The 13,712-nt window shown below is 59.3% G+C and carries 10 protein-coding genes and 4 pseudogenes; 12 read left to right on the plus strand and 2 right to left on the minus strand.

All coding sequences use genetic code 11. From position 1 onward, the window contains the following. Positions 1-125: 125 nt before the first annotated feature. The 11 genes and pseudogenes from G3N94_RS01675 to G3N94_RS01725 all read left to right on the plus strand — a co-directional run. A pseudogene (locus G3N94_RS01675) lies at positions 126-1,277 on the plus strand (NADH:flavin oxidoreductase/NADH oxidase family protein); the annotation flags it as partial. A gap of 233 nt (positions 1,278-1,510) precedes the next feature. After that, positions 1,511-2,401, plus strand: coding sequence for an alpha/beta hydrolase (locus tag G3N94_RS01680; protein ID WP_205790359.1), 891 nt, complete (start codon positions 1,511-1,513; stop codon positions 2,399-2,401). A 181-nt stretch (positions 2,402-2,582) separates the two neighbouring features. Beyond that, positions 2,583-3,164 (plus strand): TetR/AcrR family transcriptional regulator, encoded by a 582-nt coding sequence (locus G3N94_RS01685; RefSeq protein WP_205790360.1) that lies wholly within the window; start codon positions 2,583-2,585, stop codon positions 3,162-3,164. A gap of 69 nt (positions 3,165-3,233) precedes the next feature. Next, positions 3,234-4,220: an MDR family oxidoreductase gene (locus G3N94_RS01690; RefSeq protein ID WP_205790361.1), complete on the plus strand. Its 987-nt coding sequence runs from the start codon at positions 3,234-3,236 to the stop codon at positions 4,218-4,220. 75 nt (positions 4,221-4,295) lie between these two features. Then, positions 4,296-5,159, plus strand: a complete 864-nt coding sequence (locus tag G3N94_RS01695; RefSeq protein ID WP_205790362.1) for an alpha/beta hydrolase — start codon at positions 4,296-4,298, stop codon at positions 5,157-5,159. A 114-nt stretch (positions 5,160-5,273) separates the two neighbouring features. Beyond that, positions 5,274-6,275, plus strand: coding sequence for an NADP-dependent oxidoreductase (locus G3N94_RS01700; RefSeq protein WP_205790363.1), 1,002 nt, complete (start codon positions 5,274-5,276; stop codon positions 6,273-6,275). Between the two features lie 204 nt (positions 6,276-6,479). Next, on the plus strand, positions 6,480-7,430 hold the full coding sequence (locus G3N94_RS43125; RefSeq protein ID WP_346778626.1) for a GMC oxidoreductase: 951 nt from the start codon (positions 6,480-6,482) through the stop codon (positions 7,428-7,430). Between the two features lie 343 nt (positions 7,431-7,773). Further along, positions 7,774-8,608 (plus strand): annotated as a pseudogene (locus G3N94_RS01710) (alpha/beta hydrolase). Between the two features lie 54 nt (positions 8,609-8,662). Continuing rightward, the gene (locus G3N94_RS01715; protein ID WP_205790364.1) at positions 8,663-9,025 is read left to right on the plus strand and encodes a transposase; all 363 of its coding nucleotides are present in this window, start codon (positions 8,663-8,665) and stop codon (positions 9,023-9,025) included. Next, a complete protein-coding gene (gene tnpB / locus G3N94_RS01720; protein WP_205790479.1) occupies positions 9,025-9,372 on the plus strand; it encodes an IS66 family insertion sequence element accessory protein TnpB in 348 nt (115 codons plus the stop codon). The genes G3N94_RS01715 and tnpB overlap by 1 nt, the downstream gene beginning before the upstream one ends. Before the next feature lie 29 nt (positions 9,373-9,401). Continuing rightward, a pseudogene (locus tag G3N94_RS01725) lies at positions 9,402-10,769 on the plus strand (IS66 family transposase); the annotation flags it as partial. Here the strand turns inward: G3N94_RS01725 and G3N94_RS01730 are convergent. Continuing rightward, a complete protein-coding gene (locus G3N94_RS01730) occupies positions 10,770-12,848 on the minus strand; it encodes a recombinase family protein (protein WP_205790365.1) in 2,079 nt (692 codons plus the stop codon). Further along, positions 12,835-13,038, minus strand: a complete 204-nt coding sequence (locus tag G3N94_RS01735) for a hypothetical protein (RefSeq protein WP_205790366.1) — start codon at positions 13,036-13,038, stop codon at positions 12,835-12,837. The genes G3N94_RS01730 and G3N94_RS01735 overlap by 14 nt, the downstream gene beginning before the upstream one ends. 312 nt (positions 13,039-13,350) lie before the next feature. Between G3N94_RS01735 and G3N94_RS01740 the strand changes: the two are divergent. Further along, positions 13,351-13,569, plus strand: a pseudogene (locus tag G3N94_RS01740) (transposase domain-containing protein); the annotation flags it as partial. Positions 13,570-13,712 lie beyond the last annotated feature (143 nt).

A 13,712-nucleotide genomic window follows, 5' to 3' on the forward strand; every position in this document is an offset into this window, starting at 1 on the left:
GCCTTCACCGCTTGCTGACGCATCGCCTGCAAGGTCGCGTGATCCAGTTTCCGGCCGTCCGATGTGCGTTTCGATTTCATTCGTCCATTGTCTCATGACAATGACAATACTTTCGGAAAGCTTAGTACGACAACCGCCCGACCTTGGCGCTCGTCGAGTTGTACCGGCGGTGGGCTGCATCGGGCTTAGGGCTGATTACCACGGGCAACGTGATGATTGATCGCCGGGCATTGGGCGAGCCTGGCAATGTTGTGATCGAGGATGAGGCAGATTTGCTCGTATTGCGGCAATGGGCGCAGGCAGCAACCGGCCAGGGGGCGGCCATCTGGGCGCAACTGAATCATCCCGGCAAGCAATCAACCAAGGGCTTAAACGCCAGCAATCTCGCTCCGTCGGCTGTTCCGTTCCGCGAAGACATGAGCGCATTCTTTGACACCCCACGGGAAGCCACCGCTGTCGAAATCCAGGACATCATCAATCGATTCGGGCGTAGTGCAGCCGTCTGTAAAAAGGCCGGGTTCAGCGGTGTGGAAATCCATGGAGCACACGGTTATCTCGTCAACCAATTTCTTTCGCCGCACCATAACCGTCGTACCGACGAATGGGGTGGGAGTGCAGAGAAGCGGAGGCGATTCGTGCTAGCGGTCTATGCTGAGATTCGCCGCCAAGTCGGTTCAGACTTCCCGGTGGGTATCAAGCTTAACTCCGCAGACTTCCAGCGTGGGGGCTTCACAGAGGACGAGTCGCTGGCGACGATTCAGGCCTTGGTCGACGCAGGCATCGATTTGATCGAGATTTCGGGCGGTACATACGAGGCTCCCGCCATGAGTGGCGCACTCAAGCAACCACAAAAAGCTTCCACCGCGGCGCGGGAAGCCTACTTCCTCGAGTTTGCTGAGAAAGCGCGCGCCACGGTGCGCGTGCCGATGATGGTCACCGGCGGCTTCCGCAGTGCTGCGGGAATGAATGCCGCGTTGCGTTCCGGAGCTCTAGACATTATCGGTCTCGCGCGGTTGCTGGCGATCGACCCTGATGCACCCGCCGCATTGTTGCAAGGTCGCGATAGCAAGCAAAAAGTTCGTCCAATAACCACGGGTATCAAACCGATCGATCGCATGGGTCTGATGGAAATCCTTTGGTACACCCGACAACTCAAACGAATTGCAAAGGGCGGGGATCCTCGTCCCCATGAGAGCGGGCTGTCGGCATTTCTCAAGTCGGTGATAACGAGCGGTTGGGGCACGTACCGTACACGGCGCCTGCGAGCACGCGAATAGGTTGACGTCCGGGACTGATGTGTGGAACCTGGCGCACATACCCCGGCCCGCAGTTCCCAGGCCGCGCGTCCAAACCCGCTGCTCAATGCAACTCCCTGCACTGCCCAGAGGGTGCACGGGGCAATTGTCATAGCGCCAAAATGGAGCGCACGGTCGATCCATCACTTAGAGCAGCCCGCCAGCGACGCACGCTCCTGCGCAACCCACTGGAATGCAAAGCAGAGGAGAATTCGATGTTTGAAGGTTTCCAGCCATATCGCATCGCTGTCGATGACGTGAGCATTGCCTGTGTTGCGGCGGGCGACGGCGAACCCGTGCTGATGTTGCACGGTTTTCCGCAGACCATGGCAATCTGGGCGAAGATCGCGCCGATGTTGATCACGCGTGGCTACCGAGTTGTTTGCGCGGACCTGCGCGGTTACGGCGCCTCGGACAAGCCGCCGGCGCGGCCCGACCTGCTCAATTACGGGTTCCGGGCCATGGCATCGGACCAGGTTCGGTTGATGCGGGCATTGGGGCACGAACGTTTCCACTTAATCGGCCACGACCGCGGTGCTCGGACCGCACATCGGCTCGCACTCGACTATCCCCGCGTGGTGGCGAGCGTCACCCTGATGGACATCGTACCAACGTCAGTCTTGCTGACCGACCTACGCAAGGAGGTGGCCCAAAGCTACTGGCACTGGTTCTTTCTCTCTCAGCCGGCGCCGTTCCCGGAGCGGATAATTCAGAGCGATCCCGATTTCTTCTTCGAGACCTGCCTGTTCGGTTGGGGTGCCGCAGATCCCAAAGACTTCGATGCAGAGCAACTGGCAGCTTACCGAAATTCGTGGCGCGATGCGGCAACTATCGCTGGCTACTGCAACGACTATCGCGCTGCGCTAGCAGTGGACCTTCAGGACGATCTCGCCGACCAACGTCAAGTCATCTCCGCGCCGGCGCTGGTTCTCTACGGCGCCTCAGGCGTGATGGCCAAGCTCTATGACCTGCCAGCCGCTTGGGCCGATCGCTGCGCAAGCTTGAAGACCGCAGCAATTCCTGGCGGCCATTTCTTTCCGGATTCAGCTCCAGTGAATGTTCTGGAGCAGTTGACCGCGTTCCTGACTAGCCATCCGATGGCGTAGGCGTCGCCCACAAACCTCGGCATCGAGTAAGCGCCGCACTACGAGTGCGGTTACGCCCATACGCGTAACGCTCGTTCGTCACGACTCAAATGCGCTCGCCGAACATCCCCACAGCGAACTCGTTCAGCAAGTCCGTGAAAAAGCTTGCATTTTTGCCAGAATTAAATATGATGCGCATCATATGAAAAAGACATATCTCCGCTCGAAGGAAGCTACACACGAGCGAATCGTCGAAACTGCTGCCCGGGCAATCCGTCGCAGGGGCTACGATGGCACGAGCGTCGCGGAGCTGATGAAGCAGGTCGGGCTTACGCATGGTGGCTTTTATGCGCACTTCGCATCGCGCGAAGCGATGCTGGTCGAGGCAGCTGATCGCGCAGGCGCCGAGGCAGTGGCCGCGTTCTCGCGTATCGCATCCACAGCTCCGGAAGCACAATCTCTACAGGCACTGTTGCGCGCTTACCTATCGATGGAACATGTGAAGAACCCCGAGATCGGGTGCCCGGTTGCCGCGCTCGGTTCGGAGATGCCGCGCCAAGCGGCCGCCGTACGGCAGGCGGTGACGCGCCGAATCAAGGAAATGATCGATATGGTTTCTCGCCACTCGGATGACTGGGGAAAGCCAGGAGCGCATGAGCGCGCGTTGGTTACGACTGCCACAATGGTCGGCACAGTGGTGCTGGCGCGTGCGGTAGACGAACAATCGTTGTCCAATTCGGTGCTGAAGGCGGCGCTCGCGGATCTCGTCCCCTTGGCGAAATAAGCAGTGGGTTTTTTTGCCTTAAATTATGATGACCATCATATGGTTATGTGTTGATCTCTGGAGAAGACAATGACATTCAAAGCGCTGTTGGCCAACGAGTCTGGAGATGCGATTTCGACTGACTTGGTCGACCTCATTGAAGCGGAGCTGATGCCGGGCGACGTTACCGTCGCAATCGAGTATTCGACCGTGAACTATAAAGACGCGCTCGCGCTCAGCGGCCGTGCACCGGTGATTCGACAATTCCCGTTAATCCCTGGGATCGACTTTGCCGGTACGGTCGAGGCATCGTCACATCCGGGGATCGCCGTTGGCGACCGGGTGGTTGCCAACGGCTGGGGGCTAAGCCAGACCCATCACGGAGGCTTCGCGCAAAAGGCGCGCGTTAGCGGAGACTGGTTGGTCAAGTTGCCGGAAGTTTTCTCGACCCGCGACGCGATGGCCATTGGTACCGCTGGCTATACCGCGATGCTGTCCGTGCTTGCCTTGGAGCATGCAGGCTTGACACCGAGTCACGGCGATGTACTCGTGACCGGTGCGAGTGGCGGTGCCGGTTCCATCGCAATCGCCTTGCTGTCGAAGCTCGGTTACCGCGTGGTCGCGTCGACCGGGCGGCTGGGTGAAGCTACCTATCTTCGCAACCTAGGCGCCGCTGAGGTGATTGATCGCCGAACGCTCTCCGAGCTTGGCGCGCCGGTTGCCAAGGAACGCTGGGCCGGCGCTATCGACTCGGTCGGCAGCCACACTTTGGCAAATGTACTGGCACATACCCGCTACCGTGGCGTGGTCGCGGCGTTCGGGCTCGCGCAGGGAGCGGATCTGCCTGCGTCGATGCTGCCGTTCATCTTGCGCAATGTGACCTTGGCCGGCATCGACTCGGTCAACGCGCCGCAGGATGTCCGGCTACAGGCATGGGCACGTCTGGCTAGCGACCTTGACCTCGACAAGCTTGCACTCACCAGCGAGTCGATCGGTCTGGCCGATGTTCCGGGTATCGCCCTCAGGGTGCTCGAAGGCAAAGTGCGAGGCCGCACAATTGTCGATGTCAACTCGTAATCTTCCTTTCCATGCCGTCATTCTCCACACCATTACCGTCGGATTGGCAGTCGAAAGAAGCTTGAGGAGTCTATGATGATTCGTTCCGAACAATGCGCCGAATCGGGCGCATCCTACGCCCACACTCCGAATCGTTCAATCGAAGTCGGGGGTACTGCCTTCGCCTACCGGGAACTTGGCTCGCAGGGCGACGTACCCCTGATCCTGCTCAATCATTGGGGCGCGGTTCTCGACAATTTCGATCCGCGGATCGTTGATGGCTTGGCCAGTAGGCATCGCATCATCGCAATTGATTACCGTGGAATCGGTGCGTCCGGCGGCACAGCGCCAGTGACAATCGACCACATGGCTCGCGACACGATTGCCATGATCCACAAACTGGGTTTCGAGCGGGTCGATCTGCTTGGCTTCTCCCTGGGCGGCTTCGTGGCGCAAGACATCGCGATAAAGGCGCCCGGCCTCGTGCGCAAGCTCATACTTACTGGTACCGGGCCAGCGGGCGGAGAAGGTATTGACCAAGTGGGAGCAGTTACCTGGCCGCTGATGCTCAAAGGGTTGATCACGTTGCGCGACCCCAAGTACTACCTGTTCTTTACCTCAACGGCAAATGGCCGACGGGCCGCAAGCGCCTTTCTGAAGCGGATCAAAGAACGCAAGACCGACCGCGATAAAGGGCCAGCGCCCGGCGCCTTCTTGCGTCAGCTCAAGGCGATCAAGGCCTGGGGCCGGCAGGCACCTCAGGCCTTGGGCAGCATTCGCATTCCGGTGCTGATTGCCAACGGAGACAACGACACGATGGTCCCCACTGCCAACAGCGTCGATATGGCTCGTCGGATTCCTGACTCGCGGCTGATCATCTATGAGGACGCAGGGCATGGAGGAATCTTCCAGTATCACGCCGACTTCGTGTCGAAGGCACTGGATTTCCTCAATGGATGACACGACCTCAGCACAAACATGGGACCGAGAGGAGCGGCCTCTCTCTTGGTATCACCTGCGCGCAAACTATCGCGCCTTCAGTTCAACTCAAACATTCAGGACGAACAGAATCAAATGAAAGCCTTCGTTATTGATCGTTACGGCAAGAAAGAGATCGGCCGGATCGCGGCGATGCCGGAACCAAAATTGCGGGACGACGACGTTCTAATCGAGATCCATGCAGCAGGCGTCAATGTGCTGGACTCCAAGATCAGGAGCGGCGAGTTCAAGATGGTTCTCCCCTATCGCATGCCCTTGATTCTCGGCAACGATGTGGCTGGCAAGGTCGTGCAAGTGGGCCCCCGTGTCCGTCGCTTCAAGCCGGGTGACGAAGTGTATGCGCGCCCCGACCAAGACCGCATCGGTACCTTCGCCGAGTTCATTGCGGTCAAGGAAACGTCTCTGGCATTCAAACCTAAGAACCTCACCATGGAAGAAGCTGCGTCGTTCCCCTTGGTCGGGCTGACCGCGTGGCAGGTGCTGGTCGAGACGGCGGGGCTGAAGAAAGGTCAAAAAGTACTCATCCATGCAGGCTCAGGTGGAGTCGGCACCATTGCCATTCAGTTGGCCAAGCACCTCGGCGCGTTTGTCGCAACGACTACTAGCACCAGCAATGTCAAATGGGTCAAGGAGTTGGGTGCCGATGTCGTCATCGACTACAAGGAACAGGATTTCGCAACCGAGCTGCGCGACTATGATGTGGTGTTGAACAGCCTCGGCAACGACGTGCTTGAGAAATCGCTCCAAGTGCTTAAGCCTGGCGGGCACCTCATCTCCATCTCCGGCCCGCCGACCCCGGAATTCGCCGCCGAACAGGGATTGTCCTGGCTGTTGAAGCAGGTGCTGCGCCTGTTGAGTCGCGGTATCCGGAAAAAGGCTGGAAAGCGCGGCATAAGCTACTCGTTCGTTTTCATGCGCGCCGAAGGTCGACAGCTCAGCGAACTCACGTCCCTGATCGAAGCCGGAGTGATCCGCCCGGTCCTGGACCGTGCGTGGCCTCTCTACGCGACGGAAGAAGCTTTGACTTATGTCGACCAAGGGCGCGCAAAAGGTAAGGTCGTAATCACGGTCAAGTAAGCTCTAGATGACAATTACTGGGAATCTCGCGCCTTTTCAGACCGATAGGGCCTCTCTCGGACCCAGAGTCTTGGTCGGCGGCGAGATTACAGCAATGCTAGTCACAACAAAAAGAAACCGTCTAGATTTGCTCCGAATCTGGGGCGGCGACCGGGTTAGGTTCCAATCCAACTCGCGGCAGGATCGCTATGTTGGACCAGGGTGGTGGACGTCCGCCCGATCAATGGAAAGGAAGATGGTAGCGAGGGCTACGAAGTTTTCACGGAGCGTTCGACAACCTGGTTCGACAAGCGTCGCCGCAGTTTCCGCTGCCGAGGCGTGATATTTTCCGCTTCGTCGTTAGGTACGATGGAGCTATTGTTTCGGCTCAAGCAAAGCGGCTCCCTGCCGCGCATCAGTAGCGACCTTGGCAAGCGCGTGCGCACCAATGCCGAATCGCTCGTCGGCGTGCGATTCCCGAACAAGGATAAGAGCATGTCGCCCGGCGTGGCTGGTGGCGCTGGCGTGTATATCGACGAGCGCACGCACATCGGCGCAGTCCGTTATCCCGAGGGCTCGGTCGCGACAGGCCTGATGATGACTGTGTTAACCGGCGGGCGCGCCGGCTGGACGCGGATTCTGACCTGGCTATGGACGCTACTTATCCATCCCGTAAAGGCAATACGTGTGCATAACCCCATCGGGTTCACACGTCAGACGGTCCTGTTCGTCGTAATGCAGACAGCAGACGCATTTATCAACATGCAATTCAAACGACGGCGGTATTGGCCATTCACAAAACAACTGTGCAGTGAAGGAAATCCAATTCCCACATTCATCCCGGAAGCAAACGCCTTCGTGGAGAAAGGTGCAAGAGCATTGGGCGGCATCCCTACAACCTTGCTGACAAAGATCCTGTTCAATATCCCCACGACAGCGCACTGCATGGGCGGATGCGCGATGGCAGACTCTCCCGAGCGGGGTGTGATGGATGCTCAGAACCGCGTCTTCGGCTACCAGAACATGTTGATCTGCGACGGATCAATGCTCAGCTCCAATCTTGGCGTGAACCCAAGCCTGACGATTACCGCATCGACTGAGCATGCAATGGCCCATATTCCTGCGAAATCGGTCCTTGCGACGTCCGCTCCAAGTGCTGGTCATGTCCGCATCTGAAACCAATCGAGTATTCCAAATCCACGCGCCTGCCCGATTGCCGCCTGTACTCTGACCGTCCGTCCAGGCTGTTCATGACCGTCGGCTTTTTGGCTGCTTCTACCGATACGAACTTTAATCGAAAGCTTACGGTGCCATCACTGGCCACGACCGCGTCCTTCACCTGACGTGCAAGTCGCAACGAACTCGAATCACTGCCATAGAAAAGTTCCCGGAGATTAATATAACGCGCGATCTACTGAAAACAAGCGTCATCTGACTCATTTTCATCACATCTCTTATCTCATCGGTAGTAAATTCAGCCGATATGTCGGCAGATAAAAAGAAGTTCAGCTCTTTGTCAATGGAACGAGCTTCGGACATTAAATGGCAGAGTGTGCCAACGAAGATCATCACCGCAGGCGGAGTGAATTTCGCGTACCGGGAACTCGGGAAACATCATGGAGGCACGCCTGTGGTGTTTCTGACTCATTTGGCCGCGGTCTTGGACAATTGGGATCCTCGAGTCGTAGACGGCTTCGCGTCGACACATTACGTGGTCGCCTTCGATAATCGCGGCGTTGGTGCTTCAAGTGGATCCCCGTCGGATTCGATCGGGCAGATGGCTGACGACGCGATTACTTTAATCAAGGCTATGGGTTTCGAGGAGGTAGACCTCTTTGGCTTCTCGATGGGAGGGATGATCGCCCAGGAAATCGCGCTCAAGGAACCTCGGCTTGTCCGGAAGATGATACTCGCCGGGACAGGGTCCGCCGGAGGAGAAGGTATCAGCTCGGTTTCCAGCGTGACGTTCTACGATATGGCCCGGGGGTTCTTTACCGGACAGGATCCGAAGCAGTATCTGTTCTTCACCCGTACGCCGGCCGGCATCGAGGCCGGCAAAACATTTCTGGCCCGATTGAAGGAACGCACTGAGAACCGTGACAAGGAAATCACGGTAACCGCGTTTCTGGCTCAGCTGGAAGCACTCAGATCTTGGGGGACAGAAGGAACCCGCGGACCTCTCCGTCGTCAGGTGTCCTGTGTTCATCTTCAATGGTGACAGCGACCGGATGGTCCCGACAAAGAATTCGGAAGACCTGGCGCGGCGTCTGCCAAACAACCGCATCGTCATCTATCCGGATTCCGGTCATGGTGCGATATTTCGTAAGCGTTGCCCCAGCACCGTCTGTTCATGACGGTTCATAGACGGCAATCTGGTCCCCACCAAAATGTGGTGGGAATCAGAAAAAATGGAAATCAAGGCGCGGGGTCGGCGACCAGGCTCCAGGAATTACACGAAGGAGTTCCGCGCGCAGGTTGTAGCGGAAACGCGAGACCCGACGCGCTCGACGGCAGAGGTCGCGCGCTCGCATGGCCTGAATGCGAACCTTGTGTCGAAGTGGCGGCGAGATCAGGACTGTGCAGCGACACCCACATCAGCACCCGCCGAATTGTTCCTGCCTGTTCAGATGGCATCGCCGCCGGTACCGGAGCCGATCGGATCGTCGGGTCTGGTCGTCGAATATCGTGGCGTACGCGTCTGTTTCGACGGCAAGCCGGAGGCCGATGTACTGAGGCTTGTACTGACGAGCTTGCTGGGAGCGGGTTCGTGATGCTGGGCCTTCCCACCGGGACACGTGTGTGGCTGGCCGCTGGCGTGACCGACATGCGCTCCGGGTTCAACAGCCTGGCCGCGAAGGTGCAGACCGTGCTCGAGCGAGACCCATTCAGCGGCCACGTGTTCGTGTTCCGCGGCCGACGCGGCGATCTGGTCAAGATGCTCTGGTGGAGTGGTGACGGCATGTGTTTGCTGATGAAACGGCTCGAACGCGGCCGCTTCATCTGGCCGCAGGCGGACGGAGGTGTCGTCTGCCTGAGCCAGGCGCAACTGTCCATGCTGCTGGAAGGCATCGATTGGCGTCAGCCGGTGCGCACGGCGGCGCCAACCTCGGCGTTGTAAACCTGCTGGCCGGCGCGTAGACTGCCGGCATGACGACGGCGAACGCATACCCGGACGACATCGAAGCGCTCAAGGCCCTGCTGCTTGAGCGCGATGCCCGCATCGGGCTTCTGGAAGACGTGGTCGAATCGCACAAGGCAGCAACGGCGACGGACAAGGCAGAAATCGAGCATCTGAAGCTGCTAATTGCGAAGCTGCGCCGCATGCAGTTCGGCCGCCGCTCGGAGAAGCTGGACCATCAGATCGAACAACTCGAACTACGCCTCGAAGAGCTCGAGGCCGACGAAGGTGCCGCCCCCGTCGAGATCCCCAGGACGCCACGCACGGCACCGGAACAGGTACAACGCAAGCCATTGCCGGAACACCTGCCGCGCGAGATCCAGACCCATTGGCCCGAATCCGGTGAAACCTGTACGGCGTGCGGTGCGCCGATGAAGCCGCTTGGCGAGGACGTCTCGGAACAACTCGAATATGTGCCGGCGAGCTTCCGGGTCATCCGCCATGTGCGACCGAAGCTGGCATGTTCGTGCTGCGATCACATCGCCCAGGCGGCTGCGCCGAGCCGCCCCATCGAGCGAGGCATGGCGGGTCCGGGACTGCTGGCCCACGTGCTGGTCTCAAAGTTCGCGGATCACCTGCCGCTCTATCGGCAGTCGGTGATCTATGCGCGCGAAGGCGTCGAGCTGGATCGCTCGCTGCTGGCTAAGTGGGTGGGTCACAGTGCGGCGCTGCTGCAACCGCTCGTCGACGCGCTGCGTCGGCACGTCATGGCGGCAACGAAGCTCCATGCTGACGATACGCCAGTGCCGGTGCTTGCGCCGGGCAATGGCAAGACGAAAACCGGACGGCTGTGGGTCTACGTGCGCGACGATCGGAACTCGGGAGACGTGACACCGCCGGCGGTCTGGTTCGCCTATACGCCGGATCGCAAGGGCATCCACCCGCAGCAGCATCTTGAATCGTTCAACGGCACACTGCAGGCCGATGCCTACAGCGGTTACCAGGCGATCTACGAAACGGGACGCGTCGCCGAAGCAGCGTGCTGGGCACATGCCCGGCGGCAGTTCTACGAATTGCACGCCGCTCGCCCGAATGCGTTGAATACCGAGGCGCTCGAACGTATCGGCGCGCTATACAAGGTTGAGGAAACGATCCGGGGCAAGCCACCCGACGAACGCCGGGCGCATCGGCAAGCCCACGCCGGGCCACTGCTAGATCGGCTCCACGCATGGCTGACGGCGATGTTGGAGACGCTCTCGCGCAAATCCGACACGAGCCGGGCGATCCTCTATGCTCTGAATCGATGGGAGGCGCTCACGCGCTATTGCGACGATGGCCGCCTGGAGATCGACAACCTGCCGGTCGAGCGTGCGCTGCGCGGCGTTGCGACGGGGCGATCATTGTGCACCTCCTTCTGAATCCTCGGTAAACATTAGGAGTTGTCCTTCGGTATCGTCGCGACACGGGCGAAGTTTCCGCGTCAGCGCGGCGTTAACCGCCTCGGTATGCAAGTCACTTGCGCGAATCTGCCAAGGGGCGTCTGGCATGACTTGCTCTGCGGGCAGAATTTGATCCTTAATCAGGCGGCGGATTACGTGATTGGTGACGCCAAGCAGTTTCGCTGCCTCGGACATCGTCAACCAGTCACCGTCCTTCTCGGCCGACCTGTAGGCGTGAATGTCGCGCACGTGCCGTACAGAGCTGACACGATGCGCGGTCCAGGTCTTGCCTTGGCCTGTCCGTATTCCCATCCGGTTGAGCGATGCAGCGATGTCTTGATCAGACCATCGGGTTACCATGCTGCGAATGACTGCAAGCGCTTCGTCGGAGGTGCTGCATCCATGCTCGCCGGTCCTGGGCTTGCGGATCCGCACCTGTGAGTGCTGACCGCCTTGCCAATGAATTGTGAGAATGACTTCACGCGTCGTCTCGTCCACGTCCGCAACAATATCGACGATCAGAGCCCGAACCAACTGCTGGCGCATGCGCATGGTGACCCCGGGAGCATTCCAGGCAGCATCGAGGTCTTCGGCAAGCTTTGTGAAGTCAGGAGCAGGCGTGGCTGCCGCCGGTGTGCATGCCGTATCGAGACGCTCTTGGCAAGCCTGTACACGACGCAATGCTGCCTCCCAATTCTTCTCCAACTGCGCCGCGATCAGACGGTTATCGGGATCGCAGGCGGCGTAGCGCCGCTCTGCCAGCGTGGCTTCATACTGAGCCTGCTGCAGTTCGAGCTCGATGATCCTCCGCTGCTCGCTCTGGGTGTCCATATGCATTTGCTCGGCCTGCAAGGCCGCCTCTATCGCCATTGGCTCCACGACACGCATCAGTTCTCTTGCGATCGCCGCGTCTATGCGAGAGCCACCGAAACTCATGCACTTCGGCGGCAGATCAAAGCGATAGCATCGGTAGACCGGTCGCGGTGTGCGGCCAGTATAGGCCACCGACAGGCGGCGTCCGCAGCGTGCGCATCCAAGCAGACCTGCCAGCAGGGCTCGCCCGCCACGCCCGGATTTTACGTCGCCTGCCTTGCCATAGGCGTTGGCGGCGAGCAGCTTCTGATTGCGCTCGAATTCTGCCCAGTCGATGTAGCCTTCGTGATGATCCTTGAGCAGAACTTCCCATTCCTCGAACGGCTTGCGGTGCTTGTAGGTCTTGTGCGCACGGCCATCAACGATGGTCGTCTGCTTCCCGCTCTTACCATAAGCGTAGGCCCCAGCGTAGAACGGATTCCGGAGCACTGAGATCACGTTACGGTAACGTATGAGCGTCCAGTCGAAGTGCGTCAGGGTTCTGCCATCTGTCGGACGCGGGAAGTGGACTTGTTCGGACCGTAACGACAAGAAGGCCTGTCGTGCGCTACCTAGTTCACGGAAGCGTGCAAAGATCAAACGTATGACTTCCTGCAGTCGCTGGTTTGGATCGAAACCCAAGCCGACATCACGATGCCAGAGATAGCCGATCGGTACGCTGATGCGCAATTCACCGCGCCGAGCCTTGGCACGGGCGGCATCCAGCATCCGCGTTCGAAGCACGTTGAGTTCGAACTCGCTGATACTGCCCTTCATGCCGAGCAGCAACCGGTCGTTCGGCCGGCAAGGATCGTACACACCATCAAGGTCGATGACGCGCGCCTCGACGAGACCGCACAGTTCGAGCAGATGGTGCCAGTCGCGTCCATTACGGGCAAGACGTGATGCATCCAGGCAAAGAACGGCCCCGACTTCGCCGGCGCAGAGCAATGCCACCAGCCGCTCAAAACCAGGCCTCGCCACCGTGCCGCTCGCCGAGCGGCCGAGATCATCGTCGATCACCTCGATATCGCGAAACCCGCGACGCTTGGCTTCTCCCACGAGTTCATACTGCCGACGCTGACTCTCAAGGTTCATTTGGACTTGGGCCTGTGTCGACTGTCGGACATAAACTACCGCTTTGCGCTGGAGGAGAGGCGCCGGTAGACGATCAGCGTTCGTCATCGTCAGACTCCTTCCCGATTGCGCCGCCGGCGGCCTGGATCAGCAGGTTCGCAAGATGTGTGATTGCCCTTGCGCGCTGGACCGTGCTCATCCCCTGGAGCTCGGCGTTGTCGAACGTTAGGTTCATCTGGCACAGCGTTACAGCTTGCGGTTGTGGTCGTGCTGGAACACCCCTTGGCGGCTTGCCCATTGCGTTTCTCCCGGACGTTGATGGAACCGTCCGATGAGTTTGCGCGCAAGCGCCAATCAACAAGTAGCCGATGAAGATCGCGGAGCACCGCCACAGTGACCCGCGGCTCGCCCAACTCCATGGCTGAACACGCGACGCGATCCAGCATCCAACCTGCCACCACCTTGACTATGCCCGGGCTGGCTTCGACATGCACTACGCGGCCGCCGCTGCGCTGCTCGACGTCTCGTACCTTGACGCGCTGACCATACAGGGGATGCCACCGATAATGCACTTCAACTTCCTGCCCGATATGGGCAGAATGGATGCGAGCTTGCCATCGGGAGGCGCAATTACCTGTTCGCGGGGGCGGACTCGGGTGGCGAACGCGCCGCGGCAATTTACAGCCTGATCAGCACGGCGAAACTCAACGGCGTCGATCCCGAGGCTTGGCTACGCTTCGTTCTGGCACGCATCGCAGATCACGCGATCAACCGCGTTGACGAGCTCATGCCCTGGGCCGTCGCAGACGAGATCTCTACACCGGCATAAACGCCGCCGGCGTCAAGACGGCACTGGCTACTCGCTTACGATATTTCAGTTCAATGAAGATTTTGTGCCGAAGGCACTCGAGTTTCTGGCTCAGTAGTCCGTCGAAGGAGATCGCAAACCGATGCGCAACATCTTGCGCGTCT

It is taken from the genome of Burkholderia sp. Ac-20353, assembly GCF_017104785.1.
GTDB lineage: Bacteria > Pseudomonadota > Gammaproteobacteria > Burkholderiales > Burkholderiaceae > Burkholderia.

What these genes read in the sequence shown, in the direction of transcription:
- G3N94_RS01715 (WP_205790364.1), top strand. Translation starts at nt 8,663, where the DNA reads ATGGAAATCAAGGCGCGGGGTCGGCGACCAGGCTCCAGGAATTACACG.
- G3N94_RS01695 (WP_205790362.1), top strand. Translation starts at nt 4,296, where the DNA reads ATGATTCGTTCCGAACAATGCGCCGAATCGGGCGCATCCTACGCCCAC.
- G3N94_RS01730 (WP_205790365.1), bottom strand. Translation starts at nt 12,848, where the DNA reads ATGACGAACGCTGATCGTCTACCGGCGCCTCTCCTCCAGCGCAAAGCG.
- tnpB (WP_205790479.1), top strand. Translation starts at nt 9,025, where the DNA reads ATGCTGGGCCTTCCCACCGGGACACGTGTGTGGCTGGCCGCTGGCGTG.
- G3N94_RS01680 (WP_205790359.1), top strand. Translation starts at nt 1,511, where the DNA reads ATGTTTGAAGGTTTCCAGCCATATCGCATCGCTGTCGATGACGTGAGC.
- G3N94_RS01700 (WP_205790363.1), top strand. Translation starts at nt 5,274, where the DNA reads ATGAAAGCCTTCGTTATTGATCGTTACGGCAAGAAAGAGATCGGCCGG.
- G3N94_RS01690 (WP_205790361.1), top strand. Translation starts at nt 3,234, where the DNA reads ATGACATTCAAAGCGCTGTTGGCCAACGAGTCTGGAGATGCGATTTCG.
- G3N94_RS01735 (WP_205790366.1), bottom strand. Translation starts at nt 13,038, where the DNA reads ATGGGCAAGCCGCCAAGGGGTGTTCCAGCACGACCACAACCGCAAGCT.
- G3N94_RS01685 (WP_205790360.1), top strand. Translation starts at nt 2,583, where the DNA reads ATGAAAAAGACATATCTCCGCTCGAAGGAAGCTACACACGAGCGAATC.